The organism is Planococcus sp. MSAK28401 (genome assembly GCF_018283455.1).
GTDB classification, from domain to species: domain Bacteria; phylum Bacillota; class Bacilli; order Bacillales_A; family Planococcaceae; genus Planococcus; species Planococcus alpniumensis.
Window position 1 is genome coordinate 1,475,942 of the sequence record NZ_JAAMTH010000001.1, and the last position, 21,490, is coordinate 1,497,431.

The following is a 21,490-nucleotide window of genomic DNA, read 5'->3' on the forward strand; positions in this document are numbered from 1 at the left end:
AGAGAGGGGAGCTCGACATGGCGATTGTCAGAAAAAGACTAGGCGATATATTGGTCGAACATGGATTGTTAACGGAAGCGGATTTACAAGAAACATTGAGCGGCAAGCAAACCGATCAAAAGCTTGGAGATGCACTCCTGCAGCGCGGTATCATCACAGAGCAGCAATTGATCGAAACGCTGGAAGTCCAGCTGGACATCCCTCATGTATCACTTTTTCGCTACCCGTTCGATCCGATGCTTTTCAACGTAGTGCCTAAAGAGTTTGCTAAGCGCAAGCTTTTGGTGCCGTTGAAGACGGAAGGGGACCGGTTGTTTATTGCCATGAACGACCCGACGGATTTTATAACGATAGATGATCTCAGGCTGACAACCGGCTTCCAGATCGAGCCGACGATTGCTTCCAAAGAAGATATCGTTCGGACTATTGCCAAATACTATGATGAAGAATCGTATGACGAGTTATTGGAAGAATTACCTCAGGTTGCGGAAGAGCAGCAAAGAGAATTGAATGATCTGGATGCACCGATTGTCCGGCTGGTCAACCAGATACTCTCGAACGCCGTTGCCCAAAAAGCCAGTGATGTCCATTTTGATCCGCAGGAAAACCGGGTTCTGGTGCGCTATCGAATTGATGGCACGCTCCGCACTGAGCGGGTTTTGCCTAGAAATATGCAACAAATGATTACTGCAAGAATCAAAATTTTGGCGAACTTGGATATTACCGAGAATCGTATTCCCCAGGATGGCCGCATCAAGACAACGGTAGACTTTCGCGCCATCGATTTGCGGGTATCCTCTCTGCCGACAGTTTTTGGTGAAAAAATTGTCATGCGGATTTTGGACTTAAGCCAAAATCTTACCGACATTTCAAAGCTCGGTTTTAATGACTTGAACATGGAGCGGTTTTTGAACGAAATTGATAAGCCCAATGGCATTATCCTCATATCCGGCCCGACCGGTTCCGGGAAATCTTCAACGCTTTACGCTGCATTGAACAAGCTTAACTCGGAAGAAGTCAATATTATCACCGTAGAAGACCCTGTTGAGTACCAACTGGAAGGAATAAACCAGATTCAAGTAAATGCCAATGTCGGATTAACATTTGCAGCCGGTCTTCGGTCGATTTTGCGACAGGATCCGGACATCGTCATGGTCGGTGAAATCCGTGACAAGGAAACGGCGGACATTTCCATACGTGCTTCTTTAACCGGCCACTTGGTGTTAAGCACAATCCACACAAATGATTCGATCGCTTCGATTACGCGGCTGATGGATATGGGAATAGAGCCCTTCCTCGTCACAGCATCTTTAAATGCCGTCGTGGCACAACGCTTGATCCGGCGTGTCTGTCGGGACTGCAAGGAAAATCAAATCGCTACCGTGCGAGAAAAAGCGATTTTTGCCAAGCGTGGCATCTCAATCGACACAGTCTCGCGTGGAAAAGGCTGCCCTCAATGCAATATGAGCGGCTATAAAGGACGCATGGCGATCCATGAGGTGCTGGTAGTAGATGATGCCATCAAAGACATTATCAACCGAGGCGGCACTGCAGCGGAAATCCGAGAGATCGCCGTCAAAAATAAAACCATCTTCCTCATAGACGATGGACTATTAAAAGTAAAGGAGGGCATGACAACGACGGAAGAAGTGCTTCGCGTTGCCATGACAGACTAGCCTATGCCTACAACTACATTTATCGATCACGTATTGACCGAAGCCAAAGAACGCAATGTCTCCGATGTCCACATGACAACCGGCATCCCGCCGGTTTTCCGGATGAATGGCACGCTGGTTCAATTTGGTGAAAGTAAACTCATGCCCGACGACACGATGGCCATTGCAAAAGCCTTAATGCCGGAATCTTTGTGGGATACCTTTCTTGAAAAAGGGGAGATGGATTATTCCTACTCGATTGCCGGTGTGGCTCGCTATCGAGTCAACTCTTTCCACCAACGCGGCTCGATTTCGCATGCCTTTCGAACAATTCCGTCGCGAATTCCAACTATCGACGATTTACAAATGCCGGATACATTAAAAAAACTGGCAGATACACATCAAGGGTTGATCTTAGTGACCGGTCCGACCGGTTCCGGAAAGTCGACAACTCTAGCCGCCATGATTCGCTATATGAATGAAAATATGACCAAGCACATCATTACACTTGAAGATCCGATCGAGTATATGCATCGACATGGCACGTCGGTCATCGATCAGCGCGAAGTCGGCTTTGATACAAATTCATTCGCCAACGGGCTGCGTGCTGCCCTTCGGCAGGATCCGGATGTTATTCTCGTCGGCGAGATGCGGGATCTGGAAACTATCACAACCGCCATCACCGCTGCGGAAACTGGCCATTTGGTTATGGGCACCTTGCATACGTCCAGTGCTGCTTCGACAATCGAGCGGATTATCGACGTTTTTCCGCACGAACAACATGCCCAGATACGAACACAGCTCGGTGGCATTATTAAAGCGGTCATTTCCCAGCGCTTATTGCGGACAGCGGACGGCAAAGGTCGAGTTGCTGCAACAGAAATCATGATCTCTAATCCCGCAATCTCAAACCTAATCCGTTCTGAAAAAGTTCACCAAATCCCGAACGTCATCTTGACCAACAGGGCAGCGGGCATGCACATGATGGAGACTTCTGTGCAGGAATTACTGAAAAAGGGCAAGATCACGCGTGAAGTCGCCCAGCCATACTTGAAAGGAGCGGAGTAAGGTGGCCCGCTATAAATATGAAGGCCGGGATCGAAAAAAAATCCGAAGCGGCATAGCTGTAGCCAATAGCCGACGAGAAGCGGTAGAGAAACTTCGCGATGATGGAATCCGCGTAATCGACATCCGTGAAATGCCTGCCACTACGCTGCAAAAAGATATTGTCATCGGCAATCCCGTTAAACGCGACCAGTTTATTATGTTCCTGCGCCAGTTTTCAACCTTAATGCGGGCAGGCGTAACGATTGTTGATTCGATTCATATCCTGTCCCAGCAGGTCGAATCGAAAGCTTTGCGAAAAGCGCTATCGGAAATCGCGGAAGAACTGCGAAAAGGCAATTCCTTGTCCGACTCGCTGGCAAAATACCCGAAGATTTTCGAGCCGTTGACGATCAATTTAGTGAAAGCGGGAGAGTTATCGGGAAATATCGATGAATCACTGGACAGTCTAGCGACGCATTACGATAAAGCCTATCAGACAAGGCAAAAAGTGGTGTCTGCAATGTCCTATCCGGTTGTGGTCGGCGTCCTGGCGATCGGCGTCGTTATTTTCCTATTATCTTCGATCGTTCCGATGTTTGCTGATATGTTCGAAGGCTTTGGTGGCGAACTGCCGATGATCACACAAATTGTCATGGCTGCTTCAGGCTTCGTGATGAGCTATTGGTATTTACTCATATTGGCCGTATTAGCAATGACGTCAGTTATTTGGCTGATGCGCAAAAATCCGAAAGGCAATATGATTCTTGATACTTTGCTTTTAAAGCTGCCTATATTCGGAAGGATTTTGCAGAAATCTGCACTCGCCCGGCTTACGAGAACATTGAGTTCACTGTTTTCCAGCTCGGTGCCTATTCTACAATGCTTGACGATGACCGAAAAAGTTGTCGGCAACGCCGTCATGTCGAAAGTTATCCTGGCTTCACGGGATTCACTGGAACGCGGCGGCTCGTTAACTGAACCGATGCGCAAACATTGGGCATTCCCTCCGCTAATCCCTCATATGATTGCCATTGGGGAACAGACCGGATCACTCGATCATATGCTTAGCAAAGTGGCGGAGTTTTATGAGAAGGAAGTGGACGCTGAAACCGACCGTTTGAAGGCATTGATAGAGCCGCTCATGATCGTTTTTCTTGCTGCATTAGTCGGGACTATAGTTCTAGCTATAATGATGCCGATGTTCGAAATGTTCCAAAATGTAGACAATTTGTAGTCTTATTCCATAATTTGTATTAAAACTATTTCGTATAAAAACAAGAAAAAGCTATTGCTATAATTGGTACTATTGTTATAATTGAGCTGTACTCAAAGTAGTATTTAATAGTAAAAAAATAGGGGGAAAGAAAATGAAAAAATACTTGCAGAAGAAATTAAACAATGAGAAAGGCATGACATTGATCGAGCTTTTGGCCGTTATCGTAATCATTGCGATTATTGCTGCAATTGCTATTCCGGCGATTGGGAATATTATTGAAAATAGCCGTGTAGGAGCTGCCAAATCAGATGCTTTAAGCGCAATTTCTGCTGCAGAATTGTACTTGGCCGATAATCCTACTGCTACAACTGTTTTACTTGCTGACCTTGAAGATGGATATATTGACGATGCTGGAACTCTTACTGGCTTTACTTATACGCCTGCCGGAGCAGCAGATGCTAGTTTTGCTGGTGCTTCGACAGTAGATGGAGGCATTGCGATTACTTATGCTGCTGGCACTACTAAAGCTGATGTTTCTGCATTACCTAATAACTCAGAAACTGGCGACGGTGATACTATTTCAATTACTGGTCGTTAAATTTTTAAGGAGCTGAAAACATGGCCTTATCGTTTTTCTCGAGAAAAGCACGCGTCGTCACCATCACTATAGAAGAAGACGCGATCCGTCATGTCGACCTGAAATCCTCTATGCCGATTGAGCTGAATTGTGCGGAAGAATTGCTTCTTCCCGAAGGCATCATCGAAGAGGGCAAGATTGTTGACGCGGATGCGCTGGCTGCGGAACTCGGTAAGGCTGTCAATCAGTGGGGTCTCTCTAAGAAGTCAGTCCGCTTCCTCGCCCCTGACGAATTCGTTATTATCCGCAAAGTACCATACCCCGAAGAAGTCGAAGCCGATGAACTGAAAGGCCATTTCTTTATCGAAATCGGTTCGACGCTTTACCTGCCCTTTGAAGATCCCGTCTTCGATGTGGTGCCGTATCATCCTGATGATGAAGAACGGGAAGCGATCATTATCGCTTCTAAGGAATCAGTCATGCAGACCTATGAAGATGTGTTTGACCAAGTGAAACTGAAGGCCTTGGTTGCAGATATTACGCCGCTTGCTCTTTACCGGTTAGCGTATCTTGAACATGATTTTCATGAAGATGAACACATCATGCTTATCGATTTGCAGTCGAAAAAAATGACCGTTTCCATTTTTCATGAACATTACCCGATGTTTATGAGGCCGGTGGATTTGGAAGTTTCAGATCCGTATATGTCCGATCGCTCCGCTGTTATGGAGACCATTGAAATCGAAGCTGAAAAATTAGCGAACTTCTACCGCTACAATATGAACAGCGGAGAAATGGGAATCACTAAAATCATCTGCAATGGTGAATTTTATGATTGGCGATCTTTCCAGCGAAACTTGGAAGTCCGTTTTCAATTGCAAGTGTTGCCATTGGTTTTGAACGTCATTCCCTGCGGTGACGAAAAAGATGTTTCAAGACGCTTTAATCGGGCCATCGGTCTCGCGCTGAAAGAGGTGTAAGGATTTATGTTGGTTGATATTAACTTGTTGCCGCAAAAAGAACGGGACCGCCCCGCGTTTTTGATTGCGGCGATTTCCATTTTATTATTGGCCGTCATTATCTGGGCGGTTTTGGCGTTTATGGCTAGTTCCCATGAAAATGAACAGCAAGTTTTGAATGCGCAAGCTGTGCAAGTAGCAGCTGAACAAGCGGCAATCCGCTCTCAATTGGAGGTAGCCCAGGGCATGAACGAAGAGCAGCAATTGAAAGCCACTGTGGATTGGGCGGAAAGCTATCAATTCGATACCGTTCCATTATTGGAAGAGTTGGTATCCATTTTGCCGGAGCGCGGATTTTTTGACAATTTCTCATATACCGGCTTGGACGAGGTGGTTTTGTCGGTCCAATTCGATACAACACGGGAAGCTGCTTATTACTTGGCGCAGTTGAAAGCATCAGAACTGATTGAGTCGGCGATGTTAGACACCGTTGTACAAGAAGAGTTTGATACTGAAGAAGTTGAAGAAAATATCGATAATGAAGAAATTGTTATTCAGGAAACGCCACGCTATATCGCTACCTATACAATTATCTTCATTGACGACCGCCTGCCGACAGAAGATAGTGCTGTCGCTGGTGAAGCGGCAAATGAAGAACCGGGAGACGAAGTCCTGGATGAACCTGCAGAAGATGGAGATGCGGATGTTGAAGTCGATGTAGAACCTGATGAGCCTACGGCAACCACGGAACCGGCTGAAACCACTCCAATAGAAATAGGGGGGGATGGCCAATGAGCAGCTTATCAAAAACCCAAAAAGAAAAAGGCTTAATCGGCTTAGCGGTTATTTTACTTCTGGCTATCGCGGCATACTCGTATTTCTTTCTATATGCACCAGCAAAAGAAGCCAAGCTGCAAGCAGAACAGATTTTGAGTTCTGAGCGGGACGTATTGGTTACTCTGCAAACGCAACTAAGGGAATTGCCGGAAGGTGAGAGAGTCAGCATCAGAGAATTGCAGAAAAAAGTATCAGTGGAAGCATTGACGGAAATGATTGTACTGCAAGTCGAACAAGCTGAATTGCTTTCGAATACATTGATCAATAATATCGGCATCACTGAAGGCGTGGTGGAATTGCCAGTCGCGGTGGAAGGGCTTGAAAACCTCCAGGAAGTCTTAACGACGGTGACAATCAACGCCAATGAATACCAGGATATTACTACATTCATCGACGAAGTCGAATCAATGGAGCGCATCTTGATAGTCGAAGCAATTGATTTTGATTCTACCGAGGAAGTTATTGCCATTGATCAGGAGATTGATCCCATCGAAGCAACACTCACTTTTTCAGCCTATTTCCGTCCGGATCTCATTGAGTTAGCAGACAGTTTGCCCAAACTAGATGCACCGGCGCCTGCAGGCAAGGTCAACCCTTTGCCTCAAAATGACGGAACGGATTTTGCTGTAGAGTTTGAAACGGCAGAAGATGAAGGCGTTGATAGTGACTCAGAAAATGAAGACGAAGAAAATGCAGCCGTTACAGAACAATGAACGAAAGAGGGAAATCACTGTGATTTCTCTCTTTTTAATAGGGCTAAATCAAGGGGTTCAAAAAAGTAATAAGAAAAAACTGTTCTTTTATACTCCCTTGTGCAGTTGCAAGGTTATTTTCATAAGAAGCTATATTAATTTTTAAAACTTACCATTAATTTAAAGTAAAGAGGGTTTCTATGATACTAACTTATTCAATTTTTTTCTCACTATTTGGCCTGGTGTTCGGCTCGTTTTATAATGTCGTTGGCTTGCGTGTCCCCAAAAAACAATCAATCGCTTATCCGCCATCTCATTGCACGAACTGTGAGCGGCGCTTGACGGCCATTGACTTGGTACCTGTCTTTTCTTATTTATTCCTCAAAGGCCGATGCCGCACGTGCGGTTCAAAGATTCACTGGGTCTATCCGATGATGGAAGCGATCACCGCCGTTTTGTTCACGATTGTGTTCTTGAAGTTTGGCTTGACGCCGGAATTGATCATCGGCCTGTTGTTCGTGTCGCTGCTCGTCATCATCACCGTGTCGGATATCGCCTATATGCTTATACCGGATAAAGTGCTATTGCCGTTTGCGGCGGTGCTGCTCATATTGCGTTTCGTCATTCCGCTCGATCCGTGGTGGGATTCGCTCGTCGGTGCGTCGGTCGGATTTTCCGTCCTGCTGTTGATTGCCATTTTATCTAAAGGAGGCATGGGCGGGGGAGATATCAAATTGTTTTTTGTCATCGGGCTCGTGCTCGGAACGGCCGGGGCTTTGCTGACGTTGTTCTTCGCCTCATTTATCGGTGCGATCGCAGGAATCATTTTGCTTCGAGTAAGAAAACAAGGCCGAAAAACACCGATTCCGTTCGGCCCGTCAATCGCTTTATCCGCCGTCCTCGTCTATTTATGGGGCGAACAATTTATTGGTTGGTATTTCAATTTATTTATGTAGATTATAACTTTATTATGTAATCTTAAAAGATGACATAGTAATAATTATCGTTTTAACATACAATATATGGAGCAGAACACCTGAGACTCCCGCGGGAAGCGAGAAAGATGAGACCCCGCAAGTCGAGAAGCGACTGAGGAGGCTAAGCGCTCACCCGCAGGAAAGCGAAGGTGTTCTGTGGAATATCAACACGCTGAATCCACAAAAAAAAGCGACAGAACCAAATCGGTTCTGTCGCTTTTTACTATTATCCGTTATAGCGGATCGGTGAAGCTGGCCCAAGATCAAGACCGAACAACATCCAGACGATCAACATGATGGTCCAGAAAATCATGAAGAAAATCGAGTATGGGAACATGACCGAGATCAATGTACCGATGCCCATTTTCTTGTCGTATTTCTGTGCGAATGCGATAACAATCGCAAAATACGTCATAAGCGGTGTGATGATGTTGGTTGATGAATCAGCGATGCGGTAAGCCATTTGCGTCAGTTCCGGCGAATAGCCGAGCTGCATCATGATTGGCACGAAGACCGGTGCAAGCATCGCCCATTTTGCGGAAGCGGAACCGATGAACAAATTGATGATCCCGACTACGATGACAAAGCCGATGATCAACGGGATGCCCGTCAGGCTCATGGATTCTAGTGCCTGGGCACCATAGACGCCGAGCACCATGCCCATGTTTGATTCAGCGAAGTAAGCGACGAATTGTCCGGCTGTGAAAGCCAGGACGATGAAGACGCCCATTGATGCCATTGTGTCAGACATTTGTGCAGCGACGTCTTTGTCGCTCTTGATGTTCTTCGTCGCGATACCGTAAGCAAGGCCCGGCAAGAAGAACAGGATGGTGATGATCGGAACGAGTGAGCTCATGAACGGAGATTGGACGATGCCGCCGTCTTCTCCGCGCAATACGCCATTTTCCGGAACGATGAGAAGAGCCGTCAAAATGACACCGATTAGCGTTGTGATCCCAGCCCATAGCAGGCCTTTTTTCTCAAGCGTTGTCAGGCCGGTCATTTCTTCGCGGAACTCGCCTTTGTATTCGCCAAGGCGTGGTTCGACGACTTTTTCCGTTACGACAGCGCCGACGATCGTCAACAAGAACACAGAGACGATGATGAAGTAATAGTTCATCGCGATGTTCATGCCTTCAGCATAGCCCGGATCGATGATCGAAGCGGCTGCGATGGTCAGTTCCCCGAGCATCGCGTCCGTTGCCGATAGCAACAAGTTGGCAGAGAATCCGGCAGAGACACCGGCAAACGCCGCGGCGAGGCCGGCAAGCGGATGGCGTCCAAGTGCGATAAAGATCACTGCGCCGAGTGGAGGCAAGACGACATATCCAGCATCCGATGCAACACTCGACATGATACCAGCGAAGACGAGCCCGCCAGTGATGAGGAATTTCGGAATCGACAGGACGAATCCGCGCAACACAGCGGAGATGAGGCCTGTGCGTTCCGCAACCCCGATCCCGAGCATCGTCACGAGCACGACGCCGAGCGGTGCGAAGCCGATGAAGTTATCGACCATGCTCGCGAAGATGTATTGAATGCCTTCTGCGTTCAATAAGTTCTTCACTTCCACGATTTCGCCTTCTTGGCCTGGGTGTTCGACTGAAATGCCGAGGTTCGCCAGCAAAGCGGAAACCGCGAGGACGACGATTGCGAGAACCGCAAACAAGGTCACCGGATGCGGCAGTTTATTACCGATCGTTTCGATGCGGTCGAGGGATTTTTGGAACAATCCCCGTTTTTGGTTTTTCAAAATAGACAAACTCCCTTCAAGCATAAATGAGAAAACAACTATTAAATTATTGTGTAATAGTAATTTTCAAAAAATTAAAGACTCTACCCATTATAAAACCTTAAGAAACATAAGAAAAGCTATTTAAGGAAGTGCCAATTGCGCTAATTTTGGATAATGTTTGACAAGTCTTGAGAATGCGCTCGGGGCGGGCAATAGAGAAGCGTGCAATAACATTATCAAAACAATAAAAAAGTTAAGTTGATCCTTGATTGTGTGAAAACGCTATCATCAAAAAAGGGATTTATAGGCTGGTTTTGAATGAAATTCAGTATTTCGCCATTTTGCCCCGGCTTTTTGATAATGGTATGATGGCTTGAAAAAAGGAGGTTTTATTTCATGAAGTTCACAGCGAAACATCCGCTTATCCTGGCCTCGCAATCACCGCGCCGCCAAGAACTGCTTGGCCTGCTCGGAATTCCGTTTGACATTGTGCCAAGCGATATCCCGGAACCCGATCCGCAAGATTTCAATTCACCGGTTGATTACGTCCATGCGTGCGCTGTACAAAAAGCGAAAGATATCGCAGGGAAGCACCCTGAAGCGCTCGTCATCGGATCGGATACTGTCGTCGTATTAAACGGGGAAATTTTATTGAAGCCAAAAGACCAACAGCAAGCGTCTGCGTATTTGCGCAAATTGTCGGGCAAGACCCACGAAGTCATCACTGCCGTTTGCGTGCGCCGTGGCGATGAGGAAATGGCGTTTCATGAACGTGTACAAGTGCGTTTCTACGAATTGCCTGAGGCTTGGATCGATGCCTATACCGACACTGAAGATCCTTACGACAAAGCCGGGGCTTACGGCATCCAAACCGTATCGGGCTTGTTTGTGGAAAAAATCGAAGGCGATTACAACGCAGTCGTCGGCTTGCCTATAGCAAAGCTGCTCCAGCACTTGACTCATGCGGGCTATGTAAAAGTCGAAGGAGCGCATGACTATGCCCAATGACCAAGCGTTGATGATCCGCGATGTCCATATAGCCGACCGGCCGCGCGAACGGCTTATTAAACAAGGAGCGGTGAGCTTATCCAATCAAGAGCTCATCGCCATCCTGTTGCGCACGGGCACCCGCGAGGAATCGGTTCTCCATCTCGCGAACCGTGTGCTCAAGCAATTCGAACATCTTCATGAATTAAAGCACGCCGCCATCGAAGAAATGACAGCGATCAACGGCATCGGCGAAGCAAAAGCCGTCCAGCTGCTCGCCGCCATTGAGCTGGGGCGAAGGCTCGCTTCCAAACAGACCGATGAACGCTTTACGATCCGCTCCCCGAAAGACGCCGCCAATTATTTAATGGATGACATGACGTCGCTCAAGCAAGAGCATTTCGTCTGTTTATTCCTCAACATCAAAAATCAAGTGATGCACCGCCAAACCATTTTTGTCGGGAGCCTCAACGCCTCCATCGTCCATCCCCGCGAAATTTTCCGCGAAGCCGTCAGACGCTCGACCGCATCGATTGTCTGTGCGCATAACCATCCTTCTGGAAATCCTGCCCCATCTCCTGAAGACATCGATGTCACCAAGCGGCTCATGGAAGCCGGCTCGATCATCGGCATCGAACTGCTCGACCATATCATCATCGGCGACCATCAATTCACTTCATTAAAAGAAAAGGGGTTCATGTAGCACTGTATATTTTTTTCCGGATGTTCTATAATGGGTGGTATTGCGCAAAGCTGTTGCCGGTACCCCCGGTTTACATAAGAAAGGACCGATTCATGTGTTTGGATTTGCTTCAAAAGATATCGGCATCGACCTCGGGACGGCGAATACGCTCGTTTATTTAAAAGGGCGCGGCATCGTGCTCCGGGAGCCATCGATTGTCATCAAGAATACCCGTACGAATGAAATCGTCGCCGTCGGAAAGCGCGCGCGCGACATGATGGGCAGAACACCAGGCAATATCGTCGCGTTGCGTCCGATGCAGGACGGCGTCATCTCCGACTACGACACGACGCTTGCGATGATCAAACATTGCATCAGTGAAGCGACTGGCAAAGCGCCGGGCAAATGGCGCGGCGGCAAAGTGATGATCTGCGTGCCTTATGGCGTGACATCAATTGAACAGCGCGCCGTTTTGGATGCTGCGCGTGCGGTTGGGGCAGCGGAAGCTTATACGATCGAAGAGCCTTTCGCCGCAGCGATCGGCGCAGGGCTCCCGGTATGGGAACCTGTCGGCAGCATGGTCGTCGATATAGGAGGCGGAACGGCGGAAGTCGCCATCATCTCGCTCGGCGGCATCGTATCGAGTGAATCGATCCGCGTCGGCGGGGACGAGATGGACGAAGCGATCAAGCAGTACGTCCGCAAGCGCTATAATGTCGTCATCGGGGAACGCACAGCCGAAAACCTGAAAATGGGCATCGGCACCGCTGCAGTCTTGAGTGATGAGGAAGCGCAAGCGGAGATGGAAATCCGCGGGCGCGACCTCGTGACCGGCTTCCCGAAAACCTTGACAATCACCGCAAAAGAAATGGAAGAAGCGTTGAAAGAATCCGTGTCGCGCATCGTCGAAGGCCTCGGTACCACGCTCGAGAAGACGCCGCCTGAACTGGCATCCGATATCATGGACCGCGGCATCGTCTTGACGGGCGGCGGGGCACTGTTGAAGAATCTCGATAAAGTGATCGCGGATGCGGTTGGAATGGCGGTGTTCACCGCGGACCAGCCGCTCGATTGTGTCGCGCTCGGAACAGGGCGCGCACTTGAAAACTTCGACCGTTACCGTACGGCGATCGAAAGACGCTAAGTTCTACTGCTCTACACGAGCCAATCAATAAGGAGGATGGCCTCACATGCCACAATTTTTATCGAATAAGCGGCTTATCCTGCTGTTGATCGGCGTCATCCTGCTCGTCGCTTTGATTTCCTTGACGCTCCGGGACCGCGGCCAAGTGTCGCTGCCCGAACAGATCGTCAAGGAAGCGGTAGGCGCCGGGCAATCGGTATTTTCACGGCCCGCACATTTTGTGACCGGTGTTTTTGACAATATCGACTCGCTGATCAACACATTTGAAGAAAACCGCCTGCTGAAAGCGCGCCTCGAAGAATTCGCGGGCGTGCAGGCAGAAGTGACCGATCTCCGTTCCGAAAACGAGGAACTGAAAGAACTCGTCGGCAAAGAAGAAGATTTACGTGAATACAACCCGATCCAAGCGGTCGTCATCGCCCGCAACCCGGATCAATGGGAAGAAAAAATTATCTTGAACCGTGGGACCAATCACGGCGTCAAGGAAAATATGGCCGTCATGACCGCCGGCGGCTTGATCGGCAAAGTGACAATTGTTACCCCGACTACGTCGACGGTGGAACTGGTAACGACGCAAAACCCGAACTACCGCGTATCAGCGATGGTGCTCGGCGAGGATGATGTGTTCGGGTTGATTGAAGGCTACGATGCCGAGCGCCGTGAGCTGCTGCTCAAGCGCATCGATTTCTCGGTCGACTTGAAAGAAGGCGACCAGGTCGTCTCGAGCGGGCTCGGCGGCATCTTCCCGAAAGGCATCGTCATTGGGGAAATCACCGAAGTGACAATCGATGAATTCGGCTTGACGAAATTGGCGTATGTGAAACCGGCAGCTGACTTCTCGATGCTCAACCATGTCGTCATCGCAGACCGCCTCGCTCCAGAAGTTGACGGGGAAGACAATGGTGTGACGGAAGAAGAGGAAGAGGAATCATGATCCGCTTCCTCGTGCCCATCGTCTGCCTTGTATTGTTTTTCGTCGAACCGATTTTCGGGCTGTTTTCACCGCTGTCAATCGGCGGCTCGCTGTATTACGTCGTCCCGCGTTTCCTCATTTTATTCCTGATTTTCCTGACTGTTTTCTACGAACTGCGTCATGCGTTGTTTTACGGTTTGTTCTTCGGCCTCTTGTATGATGTCTTTTACATTGATATTATTGGATTATATTCTTTTCTGTATCCGGCCGTCTGCCTGATCGCCGCGTACTTTTTCAAAAAGATTCCACAAAATCTGCTGTCGGCGACGCTGCTGGCACTCGGTCTCCTTATCGCGATGGAAGTGGCACTTTACCTATTCTTCCAATTGATCGGATTGACCGACGCGCCAGCCGGGACGTTTTTGACATCCAGATTGTGGCCGACCTTAATCGCCAACGCCCTTTACTTAGGATTGCTTGGCTGGGTGTTCAGGTCGATGATGGTCACGCAAGATCCACAGCGTGGCACTAAGTTCGGGTTATATTAATGAAAGCGCAGGTGACAGGTTTTTTGAAAAATATCGTGAATATCAAAGGAACGAACAAAGGGCTTCTCATCCAGCTCAATGATATGGCCTCCTATACGGAAATCCTCGATGAGCTGAAGAAGAAAGTATCCGATCCTGCGCTCGAAGGGGACGCGGAAGTACAGGTCCAATTGGCAAAGCGCCATTACAGCAAAGCCCAATTGGAAGAAATCAAGAAAGTCATCCATGATAATTCGAAGATGAAAGTGATCGGCACGAAATGCGATGTCGTCACAGTCGAAGAATGCAATCGGATGATCGCTGAGCGCCAGTCGGAAACTTATGTCGGCATCGTCCGTTCAGGGCAAGTCATCAAGGCAAAAGGCGACCTCGTCGTTATCGGCGATGTGAATCAAAACGGCCGCATCGAAGCGGGCGGCAATGTCTATGTGCTCGGGCGCCTCAAAGGATTTGCCCACGCAGGCGCAAGCGGCAATAAGGAAGCGGTCATCGCCGCATCTTGGCTTGAAGCGACGCACCTGAAGATTGCTGATGAACTCGAGACGATGACTGATGAACTCGACAGCTTATCGGAGCAGCCTGAAATGGAATGTGCTTATTTACATACCAGCGGCAAAATCATCATCGACCGTTTGCAGGAACTGAGATTCCTGCGGCCGCAAATTTCTACGTTTAAAGGAGGAAGCTAGTGTGGGAGAAGCTATCGTAATTACATCAGGCAAAGGAGGCGTCGGCAAAACGACGTCTACTGCGAACCTCGGCACTGCATTGGCTCTTCAAGGCAAAAAAGTGTGCTTGATCGATACTGATATCGGGCTTCGCAACCTGGATGTTATTTTAGGCCTCGAGAACCGCATCATCTACGATTTGATCGATGTGCTCGAAGGCCGTTGCAAAATCCATCAGGCGCTTGTCAAAGACAAGCGCTTCGAAGATAAATTATTCCTGCTTCCGGCAGCACAGACGGCCGATAAAAACGACGTCAACCCGGAGCAGATGAAAGAATTGATCGAAGGGATGAAAGCGGACTACGATTTCATCATCATCGACTGCCCAGCCGGCATTGAACAAGGCTATAAAAACGCCGTTGCCGGTGCAGATCGCGCGATTGTCATCACGACTCCGGAAATCTCCGCAGTGCGCGATGCTGACCGCATCATCGGCTTGCTGGAATTGGAAGAAAACCTGGAAGCGCCAAAACTCATCATCAACCGCATCCGCCCGCATTTGATGGAAGCGGGCGACGCGCTCGATGTCAATGAGATCACGACGCATTTGTCGATCGACTTGCTCGGCATCGTGCCAGATGACGAACGTGTCATTTCGAGTTCGAACAAAGGCGAACCAGTCGTCATGGATCCATCGAATCCTGCAGCACTCGGCTACCGTAACATTGCACGCCGCCTGCTAGGTGAATCGGTTCCGCTCATGACCATGGACAAGCCAAAGCCCGGCATGTTCGGCAAACTGAAATCCATTTTCTCAAGCAAATAAGTTATTAATAGTAGAAACGCCACTGCATATGCGGTGGCGTTTTTTGTGTTGTAGAATTTAATAAAGAAGAAGTGTAGTGGCTGGCTTGCGCTCCGGGCGGATGCTTTCCGAGGGGTGGGAATCGAGCCTCCTCGTCGCAAAGAACACGCTCCTGCGGGGTCTCTCAAACCCACTGATCCCTCAGGAGTCACCGCCCTGCGCTCCAGCCATTGTTGTAAACGGGATCTTTACAACCTCACTGTCGGTTTGAAGTAAGAGATATAGTTAACAATTCATAACATATTGTTGAAACAGGGATTTTTATAAACGCAGAATCTTGCTAGTGCTAAACCAAAAAGATGTATAGTCTTTTTTCTATGACGGAAAGCATGGCAAGAAGTCTAGCAATGGCGAAAACCCTGAGCCCTGCACCAATATTCCAAAATGACACGTATTCTCTCAGTCATAACACCGCTCAAATTGGATCTCGCAAAGCACACATCATGACAGGGAAGTGATTCCCCCACTAGTCGGCAACTACCTATAGAAGCAGATCCGTTTAAACAAACACGAATCAACGGAATCTCCCAGCCGACCAGCGCCCAGGGTGAGCCGATGCCGTAAGACAAGCGTTCTTCTTGGCTTATGGTAAGGGGCCAACCCAAAGCCGGGAGGCGACGCTCCACAATGATGCAAATTCGGACATAAGAAACATAGCCACACACTTTACCTTGCAAATTGCATAAGTCAGCAGGGAAGCGATTCCCCCGCTAGCCGGCAACTAACTATAAAAGCAGATCTGTTTAAACAAACATAAACCAATGAAATCTCTAAGCCGACCAGCGCCCAGGGTGAGCCGAAGCAATGAGACAGATGTTCTTTCTGGCTCATTGTGAGAGGCCATCCCAAAGCAGTGAGGCGGAATTCTAAAATGACGAAAACTCGAACACAAACAACATCGCCACACTCTTCATTCTCAAAATCACAAACTAATAAAGAAGCGATATTTAATTCCTTTAACCACAATCCAAGGAATCGAAAGAACGCATCACCAACTCTTTTCAGTTCTCTGTTGACGCGGGTCTCTCCCGCATGATATTATTCTAATGTTATGTTTGTAGCGCACCCGTGCTACAACCGCTCGAACCAGGTTGTTAAGCATCGCAAGATCACCTGGAGAGGCGAGTCTTAGTCTAAGAGGAGGTGCAAGGATATGTACGCAATTATTGAAACTGGTGGAAAACAAATCAAAGTGGAAGCTGGCCAAGAGATCTACGTTGAGAAAGTGAACGCAGAAGCTGGCGACACAGTAACATTTGACAGAGTTCTATTTGTAGGTGGAGACGATACTAAAGTGGGTGTTCCTTTCGTAGAAGGAGCAACTGTTACAGCGAAAGTTGAAAAACAGGGCCGCGGCAAGAAAATCACTGTCTTCAAATACAAAGCGAAAAAGAACTATCACAAAAAACAAGGTCATCGTCAGCCATTCACGAAATTGACTGTTGATGCAATCAACCTGTAAAAATGATCCAGGTGACTATTCATCAAACCGGCAGCTATATTAAAGGCTTTGAAATGTCGGGGCATGCGGATTTTGCCGAACATGGCAAGGATCTGGTATGCGCCGGGGCTTCCGCTGTTTCCTTCGGGGCAGTGAACGCCATTATGGAGCTGACGGGAATTGAGCCGGACATTGAACAGGCGGATAGCGGTTTTTTGAAAATCGCCTTTCCGGAGAACATGGACAAAAAGACGGATGAGCAGGTTCAACTGCTTGTACGCGCTATGATCATTTCTCTGGAAACGATTGAACATGATTATGCAGACTTTATAAAAATAACCTTCACAGCTTAGGAGGTGGGACATATGTTGAAATTAAATCTTCAGTTTTTTGCATCCAAAAAAGGTGTTGGTTCAACGAAGAACGGTCGTGATTCGGAATCAAAACGCCTTGGCGCAAAACGCGCTGACGGACAAATCGTAACTGGCGGATCTATTCTTTACCGTCAACGCGGTACGAAAATCTATCCAGGCGAGAACGTTGGACGCGGCGGAGATGACACACTTTTCGCGAAAATCGATGGAACAGTACGCTTCGAGCGCTACGGCCGCGATAAGAAAAAAGTGAGCGTCTACCCGGTTGCTCAGGAAGCTTAATAAAAAACGAAAAGGGCTGCTTTCGCAGTCCTTTTTCTTTTGAAACAAGAGACTAACCAAAACCCGCGCCGGGAAATCCGGCCGGAAACTTGGTATACTGGTTTAAAGTGCGTGAAAAGGAAGTGCATTATGGACGACAGGCTAACGGTGGCACAATCGCTTCGGCATGCGCGCCATGACTTTTTGAATGAGCTGCAGATGATCAAATTGAATCTGGATTTGGGGCGCACAGATAGAGCCCAGGCGCTCATTCGTACGTATGCCGAAGCGGCTATGCACCAAAGCCGGCTGTCGGCTCTCTCTATGCCTGAAACGGAAGAGTGGCTATTGACGGCTGGCTGGCGTTTTCCGGAGTTGCGCTTAGCGATGTCCTGCGAAGCACAAAGAGCGCCGCATGAGTTGGATGCGGCATTCTGCAGCTGGCTCGAGACATTTGCGGAAAATGTAAAAGAAGCATTTTCTGACGCTTGGCCATATCCGGTAGAACTGCGCATAATGGAGGCGGACGGCCGGTTTTCGCTGGAGCTTTCAGGCCCTGGCGACTGGTCGTCACTGATTTTGGATTCACCGCAATTAGCAATTGGTAAAGCGTGCGGATCGGATCGCTCGAAAGTTGAGATCCACGCACAGATGGAGGGATAATATGTTTGTCGATCACGTAAAAGTATATGTAAAAGGTGGCGACGGCGGGGATGGCATGGTAGCATTCCGCCGCGAAAAATATGTACCGAACGGCGGGCCAGCCGGAGGCGACGGAGGGAAAGGCGCTGATATCGTCTTCCAAGTCGATGAAGGCTTGCGCACGTTGATGGATTTCCGTTTCAAACGGATCTTTAAAGCCGAGCGCGGAACGCACGGCATGAGCAAAAACCAGCACGGCGCCAAAGCGCATGACACGATCATCAAAGTTCCGCCGGGCACTGTCGTCAAAGACGCAGAAACTGGCGAAACGATTGCCGATTTGGTCGAAGAGGGACAATTGGCTGTCATCGCACGCGGCGGGCGAGGCGGACGCGGAAACTCGCGTTTTGCGACGCCTCAAAACCCGGCTCCTGAACTTTCGGAAAAAGGCGAACCGGGCCTAGAGCGCAACGTCATCCTGGAATTAAAAGTACTGGCGGATGTCGGTCTGGTCGGCTTCCCGAGTGTCGGGAAATCGACGCTATTGTCGGTCGTTACTGCGGCTAAACCGAAAATCGGCGCGTATCATTTCACGACGATCGTCCCGAATCTCGGAATGGTCCAAACAGAAGACCAGCGCAGCTTCGTCATGGCCGATTTGCCAGGATTGATTGAAGGCGCACACGAAGGAATCGGCCTTGGCCATCAATTCCTGCGCCATATCGAACGGACGCGCGTTATCGTCCACATCATCGATATGTCGGGCATGGAAGGCCGCGATCCTTATGAGGATTACGTGACCATCAACGAAGAATTGAAGCAATACAATATGCGCTTGACTGAACGCCCGCAATTGATTGTGGCGAACAAGATGGACATGCCGGATGCGGAAGAAAACTTGGAAGAATTCCGCAAAAAATTGCCGGAAGACGCGAAAGTGTTCCCGATTTCCGCATTGTCGAGAAAAGGCTTGAACAATCTGATGTTTGCGGTAGCCGACTTGCTTGAAGTGACGCCTGAATTCCCGATGGAAGACGAGGCAGATCCGGATGCAGCGGATACAGTTCTTTACAAGCACGAATTGCAAGGCGACGGATTCGATATCTCACGCGACCCGGACGGTGCTTTTGTCCTTTCCGGTTACGCAATCGAGCGGATGTTCAAGATGACCGATTTCTCTCGTGAAGATTCGATTCGCCGATTCGCCCGCCAAATGCGCGGCATGGGCATTGATGATGCTCTTCGGGAGCGCGGGGCAGAAAACGGCGACACGGTCCGTTTGCTTGAATTTGAGTTCGAATTCACCGACTGATGCGGAGGGTACTTGAATGAAGGATATTTCGGAACAACGCTATTACCTGGTGCGGGAAGATGTACTGACGGAAGCGATGGTCAAGACGCTGGAAGTGAAAAAACTGCTTCAGCGGGACCGGATGTCCATTTTGGATGCGGTCGCACAGACCGGTTTATCGCGCTCGGCATTCTATAAATACCGTGACGCGGTTTTTCCGTTTCATTCTATCGTCAAAGAGCGGATCTTGACGGTTTTCCTGCAATTGGAAGACCGTTCCGGCACGCTTGCGACTTTGCTTCAATCCGTTGCGGAAATGGGCTGCAATATTTTGACCATTCACCAGACTATTCCGATTCAAGGGCGCGCGAACGTTACCTTGTCACTCGATGTGACGGCGATGGACGTCGACTTGGACATGTTTTTGCAGCAATTGAAAAAACTCGACTTTGTTGAGTCGGCCGATGTGGTATCAAGCGGTTCGTCATAAATGTAGGGGGAATGAGTCCATGACTAGAGAGAAAAAGAGAATTTCGTTTTTAGGCCCGGAAGCGTCGTTTACGCATTTGGCAGCTTCCAAAGTATTTCCAACAGAACAGCTGATGCCGTATACGACCATTCCCGAATGCATTGAAGCGGTCGCGGATGGCACGGTCGATTATGCGGTTGTGCCGCTGGAAAATGCGCTCGAGGGATCTGTGCCGCTGACGGTGGATTATTTGTTCCACGAAGCGGAGCTCTATGTGACGGCGGAAGTGCTGTCGCCGATCGAGCAGCATTTGCTGGTCCATCCGGAAAACCGCGGCGCGGAATCGTTCGAAGCGATCTATTCGCATCCGCATGCCTTGGCACAATGCCATAAATTCCTCTACTACACCTATAAGCACACGCCGCTCGAGCAATACAGTTCAACAGCGGCAGCCGCTAAAATGGTGGCGGAATTGCCGGAGCGCAATATTGCGGCGATCGCCAATGATTACGCAGCGGAAAAATACGGATTGGACATCGTACAGCGCGACATCCACGATTTTCATTTCAACCACACGCGCTTTTTCGTCCTGTCGAGAAGCAACCACAAATTGACCGATCCGGGACACGAAGCACAGATCAAGACGACCTTGATGATCACGCCCCCAAAAGATGACCGGTCCGGCGTGTTGCACCAGGTGTTGTCAGTTTTTGCTTGGCGCCAATTGAACTTATCAAAGATCGAATCGCGTCCTTTGAAGACAGGGCTCGGCAATTATTTCTTTATCGCCGACGTGTTGGAAGACGAGAATGCGGCGATGATGCGCGGTGCGTTTGAAGAGCTCAAGGCTCTCGGCTGCGGCGTTAAGACGCTCGGTTCCTACTATACGTACAATTCATAATCAGCAAGCATGCAAAAATCCCCGGACGCCTTAGCGGCATCCGGGGATTTTTCTTATTCGGCTTCTTCGAGCAAATAGCCGTGCTGTTTCATCGCTTCGACGGCGTTTGCAAGTGTTTCAGGAAGATCTGCCGTGATGGTGTGAATATGCGTGCCTTCGGTCAGCTCGAGCAGGTAACTGGCACCGGTATCGCGTATACGCTGCATGAACAAATCGACATCAAGCGGCGTCGAGACGTGTATCCCCGCTGTCAGTTCGCCGTAGACAGGATGTTCGATCGAAACATCTTTGACCGTGACGCCGCAGTCGACCAATAACCGCAGCTCGGCTTCTGTTTCTTCTGGCTTGTGATTGCAGGCGATGCGCCGGCTCACTTGTTTATTGCCGCTTGGGTCCAAGTACAGGTAGCCTTGGCTCGTCGCGATGATCGGCTCGCCTTTCGCTTTCAATAAGGTCATGTCGCCGACCACCACTTGACGCGACACTTGCGCAAGTTTTGCCAGTTCGCTGCCGGTCATCGGCCGACCCGCCTGCTTCAGTTCATCCAACAAAACATTGCGGCGTTCTTCACCGTATAACTTTTTCATAAAAACCCTCCGTTGCTCCATA

24 protein-coding genes and 1 other annotated feature are annotated in these 21,490 nt (G+C 49.0%); of the genes, 22 read left to right on the forward strand and 2 right to left on the reverse strand.

Annotated elements, in window-relative coordinates:
- Positions 1-17: 17 nt before the first annotated feature.
- From G3255_RS07490 to G3255_RS07525, 8 genes are all read left to right on the forward strand, one after another.
- The gene (locus tag G3255_RS07490; RefSeq protein WP_211653924.1) at positions 18-1,676 is read left to right on the forward strand and encodes a GspE/PulE family protein; all 1,659 of its coding nucleotides are present in this window, start codon (positions 18-20) and stop codon (positions 1,674-1,676) included.
- A 3-nt stretch (positions 1,677-1,679) separates the two neighbouring features.
- Positions 1,680-2,723, forward strand: coding sequence for a type IV pilus twitching motility protein PilT (locus G3255_RS07495; RefSeq protein ID WP_211653925.1), 1,044 nt, complete (start codon positions 1,680-1,682; stop codon positions 2,721-2,723).
- A gap of 1 nt (position 2,724) precedes the next feature.
- A complete protein-coding gene (locus tag G3255_RS07500) occupies positions 2,725-3,936 on the forward strand; it encodes a type II secretion system F family protein (RefSeq protein ID WP_211653926.1) in 1,212 nt (403 codons plus the stop codon).
- Between the two features lie 133 nt (positions 3,937-4,069).
- On the forward strand, positions 4,070-4,516 hold the full coding sequence (locus tag G3255_RS07505) for a prepilin-type N-terminal cleavage/methylation domain-containing protein (protein ID WP_211653927.1): 447 nt from the start codon (positions 4,070-4,072) through the stop codon (positions 4,514-4,516).
- Positions 4,517-4,536: 20 nt separating this feature from the next.
- Complete coding sequence (pilM, locus tag G3255_RS07510; RefSeq protein WP_211653928.1) at positions 4,537-5,475, forward strand: type IV pilus biogenesis protein PilM; 939 nt, start codon at positions 4,537-4,539, stop codon at positions 5,473-5,475.
- Between the two features lie 6 nt (positions 5,476-5,481).
- Positions 5,482-6,249 carry a PilN domain-containing protein gene (locus G3255_RS07515; protein ID WP_211653929.1) on the forward strand — a complete coding sequence of 256 codons (768 nt, stop codon included), beginning with the start codon at positions 5,482-5,484 and terminating at the stop codon, positions 6,247-6,249.
- Positions 6,246-7,004, forward strand: coding sequence for a pilus assembly protein PilO (locus G3255_RS07520; protein WP_211653930.1), 759 nt, complete (start codon positions 6,246-6,248; stop codon positions 7,002-7,004). The genes G3255_RS07515 and G3255_RS07520 overlap by 4 nt, the downstream gene beginning before the upstream one ends.
- A gap of 179 nt (positions 7,005-7,183) precedes the next feature.
- Positions 7,184-7,939 (forward strand): prepilin peptidase, encoded by a 756-nt coding sequence (locus tag G3255_RS07525; RefSeq protein WP_211653931.1) that lies wholly within the window; start codon positions 7,184-7,186, stop codon positions 7,937-7,939.
- Between the two features lie 247 nt (positions 7,940-8,186).
- Here the strand turns inward: G3255_RS07525 and G3255_RS07530 are convergent, their stop codons facing one another.
- A complete protein-coding gene (locus tag G3255_RS07530; protein WP_211653932.1) occupies positions 8,187-9,713 on the reverse strand; it encodes an AbgT family transporter in 1,527 nt (508 codons plus the stop codon).
- 378 nt (positions 9,714-10,091) lie between these two features.
- Between G3255_RS07530 and G3255_RS07535 the strand changes: the two genes are divergently transcribed.
- The 14 genes from G3255_RS07535 to pheA all read left to right on the forward strand — a co-directional run bounded on the left by G3255_RS07535 (position 10,092) and on the right by pheA (position 20,881).
- Positions 10,092-10,703 (forward strand): Maf family protein, encoded by a 612-nt coding sequence (locus tag G3255_RS07535; protein ID WP_211653933.1) that lies wholly within the window; start codon positions 10,092-10,094, stop codon positions 10,701-10,703.
- Positions 10,693-11,385, forward strand: a complete 693-nt coding sequence (gene radC, locus G3255_RS07540; protein WP_211653934.1) for a RadC family protein — start codon at positions 10,693-10,695, stop codon at positions 11,383-11,385. The genes G3255_RS07535 and radC overlap by 11 nt, the downstream gene beginning before the upstream one ends.
- A gap of 94 nt (positions 11,386-11,479) precedes the next feature.
- Positions 11,480-12,508 carry a rod shape-determining protein gene (locus G3255_RS07545; protein WP_211653935.1) on the forward strand — a complete coding sequence of 343 codons (1,029 nt, stop codon included), beginning with the start codon at positions 11,480-11,482 and terminating at the stop codon, positions 12,506-12,508.
- A 46-nt stretch (positions 12,509-12,554) separates the two neighbouring features.
- Positions 12,555-13,442 (forward strand): rod shape-determining protein MreC, encoded by an 888-nt coding sequence (mreC, locus tag G3255_RS07550; RefSeq protein WP_211653936.1) that lies wholly within the window; start codon positions 12,555-12,557, stop codon positions 13,440-13,442.
- Positions 13,439-13,969, forward strand: a complete 531-nt coding sequence (mreD, locus tag G3255_RS07555; protein ID WP_211653937.1) for a rod shape-determining protein MreD — start codon at positions 13,439-13,441, stop codon at positions 13,967-13,969. Before mreC ends, mreD begins: the two co-directional genes overlap by 4 nt.
- The gene (minC, locus tag G3255_RS07560) at positions 13,969-14,658 is read left to right on the forward strand and encodes a septum site-determining protein MinC (protein WP_211653938.1); all 690 of its coding nucleotides are present in this window, start codon (positions 13,969-13,971) and stop codon (positions 14,656-14,658) included. The genes mreD and minC overlap by 1 nt, the downstream gene beginning before the upstream one ends.
- Before the next feature lies 1 nt (position 14,659).
- Positions 14,660-15,463 (forward strand): septum site-determining protein MinD, encoded by an 804-nt coding sequence (gene minD / locus G3255_RS07565; RefSeq protein ID WP_058380996.1) that lies wholly within the window; start codon positions 14,660-14,662, stop codon positions 15,461-15,463.
- A gap of 1,104 nt (positions 15,464-16,567) precedes the next feature.
- Positions 16,568-16,641, forward strand: a sequence feature (ribosomal protein L21 leader region).
- 14 nt (positions 16,642-16,655) lie between these two features.
- Positions 16,656-16,964, forward strand: coding sequence for a 50S ribosomal protein L21 (rplU, locus tag G3255_RS07570; protein ID WP_058380995.1), 309 nt, complete (start codon positions 16,656-16,658; stop codon positions 16,962-16,964).
- Between the two features lie 2 nt (positions 16,965-16,966).
- Entirely contained in the window at positions 16,967-17,296 is a 330-nt protein-coding gene (locus tag G3255_RS07575; RefSeq protein ID WP_211653939.1) for a ribosomal-processing cysteine protease Prp, read from the forward strand.
- A gap of 12 nt (positions 17,297-17,308) precedes the next feature.
- On the forward strand, positions 17,309-17,599 hold the full coding sequence (rpmA, locus tag G3255_RS07580; RefSeq protein ID WP_068461850.1) for a 50S ribosomal protein L27: 291 nt from the start codon (positions 17,309-17,311) through the stop codon (positions 17,597-17,599).
- Positions 17,600-17,728: 129 nt separating this feature from the next.
- On the forward strand, positions 17,729-18,241 hold the full coding sequence (locus tag G3255_RS07585; protein WP_211653940.1) for a Spo0B domain-containing protein: 513 nt from the start codon (positions 17,729-17,731) through the stop codon (positions 18,239-18,241).
- 1 nt (position 18,242) lies between these two features.
- Entirely contained in the window at positions 18,243-19,532 is a 1,290-nt protein-coding gene (obgE, locus tag G3255_RS07590; RefSeq protein WP_211653941.1) for a GTPase ObgE, read from the forward strand.
- 16 nt (positions 19,533-19,548) lie between these two features.
- Positions 19,549-20,001 carry a transcriptional regulator ThrR gene (gene thrR, locus G3255_RS07595; protein ID WP_058380990.1) on the forward strand — a complete coding sequence of 151 codons (453 nt, stop codon included), beginning with the start codon at positions 19,549-19,551 and terminating at the stop codon, positions 19,999-20,001.
- Positions 20,002-20,020: 19 nt separating this feature from the next.
- Complete coding sequence (gene pheA, locus G3255_RS07600; protein WP_101190171.1) at positions 20,021-20,881, forward strand: prephenate dehydratase; 861 nt, start codon at positions 20,021-20,023, stop codon at positions 20,879-20,881.
- Between the two features lie 53 nt (positions 20,882-20,934).
- On the opposite strand, the gene G3255_RS07605 is transcribed toward pheA, so the two are convergent.
- Complete coding sequence (locus tag G3255_RS07605) at positions 20,935-21,468, reverse strand: transcription repressor NadR (protein WP_442757074.1); 534 nt, start codon at positions 21,466-21,468, stop codon at positions 20,935-20,937.
- Positions 21,469-21,490 lie beyond the last annotated feature (22 nt).

Bases quoted from the DNA above. Each gene is read 5' to 3' on its own strand.
- minC (WP_211653938.1), top strand. From the start codon at position 13,969: ATGAAAGCGCAGGTGACAGGTTTTTTGAAAAATATCGTGAATATCAAA.
- rpmA (WP_068461850.1), top strand. From the start codon at position 17,309: ATGTTGAAATTAAATCTTCAGTTTTTTGCATCCAAAAAAGGTGTTGGT.
- rplU (WP_058380995.1), top strand. From the start codon at position 16,656: ATGTACGCAATTATTGAAACTGGTGGAAAACAAATCAAAGTGGAAGCT.
- obgE (WP_211653941.1), top strand. From the start codon at position 18,243: ATGTTTGTCGATCACGTAAAAGTATATGTAAAAGGTGGCGACGGCGGG.
- G3255_RS07585 (WP_211653940.1), top strand. From the start codon at position 17,729: ATGGACGACAGGCTAACGGTGGCACAATCGCTTCGGCATGCGCGCCAT.
- pheA (WP_101190171.1), top strand. From the start codon at position 20,021: ATGACTAGAGAGAAAAAGAGAATTTCGTTTTTAGGCCCGGAAGCGTCG.
- G3255_RS07505 (WP_211653927.1), top strand. From the start codon at position 4,070: ATGAAAAAATACTTGCAGAAGAAATTAAACAATGAGAAAGGCATGACA.
- mreD (WP_211653937.1), top strand. From the start codon at position 13,439: ATGATCCGCTTCCTCGTGCCCATCGTCTGCCTTGTATTGTTTTTCGTC.
- G3255_RS07520 (WP_211653930.1), top strand. From the start codon at position 6,246: ATGAGCAGCTTATCAAAAACCCAAAAAGAAAAAGGCTTAATCGGCTTA.
- mreC (WP_211653936.1), top strand. From the start codon at position 12,555: ATGCCACAATTTTTATCGAATAAGCGGCTTATCCTGCTGTTGATCGGC.
- G3255_RS07515 (WP_211653929.1), top strand. From the start codon at position 5,482: ATGTTGGTTGATATTAACTTGTTGCCGCAAAAAGAACGGGACCGCCCC.
- G3255_RS07490 (WP_211653924.1), top strand. From the start codon at position 18: ATGGCGATTGTCAGAAAAAGACTAGGCGATATATTGGTCGAACATGGA.
- G3255_RS07495 (WP_211653925.1), top strand. From the start codon at position 1,680: ATGCCTACAACTACATTTATCGATCACGTATTGACCGAAGCCAAAGAA.
- G3255_RS07525 (WP_211653931.1), top strand. From the start codon at position 7,184: ATGATACTAACTTATTCAATTTTTTTCTCACTATTTGGCCTGGTGTTC.
- G3255_RS07605 (WP_442757074.1), bottom strand. From the start codon at position 21,468: ATGAAAAAGTTATACGGTGAAGAACGCCGCAATGTTTTGTTGGATGAA.
- pilM (WP_211653928.1), top strand. From the start codon at position 4,537: ATGGCCTTATCGTTTTTCTCGAGAAAAGCACGCGTCGTCACCATCACT.
- G3255_RS07575 (WP_211653939.1), top strand. From the start codon at position 16,967: ATGATCCAGGTGACTATTCATCAAACCGGCAGCTATATTAAAGGCTTT.
- radC (WP_211653934.1), top strand. From the start codon at position 10,693: ATGCCCAATGACCAAGCGTTGATGATCCGCGATGTCCATATAGCCGAC.
- G3255_RS07535 (WP_211653933.1), top strand. From the start codon at position 10,092: ATGAAGTTCACAGCGAAACATCCGCTTATCCTGGCCTCGCAATCACCG.
- thrR (WP_058380990.1), top strand. From the start codon at position 19,549: ATGAAGGATATTTCGGAACAACGCTATTACCTGGTGCGGGAAGATGTA.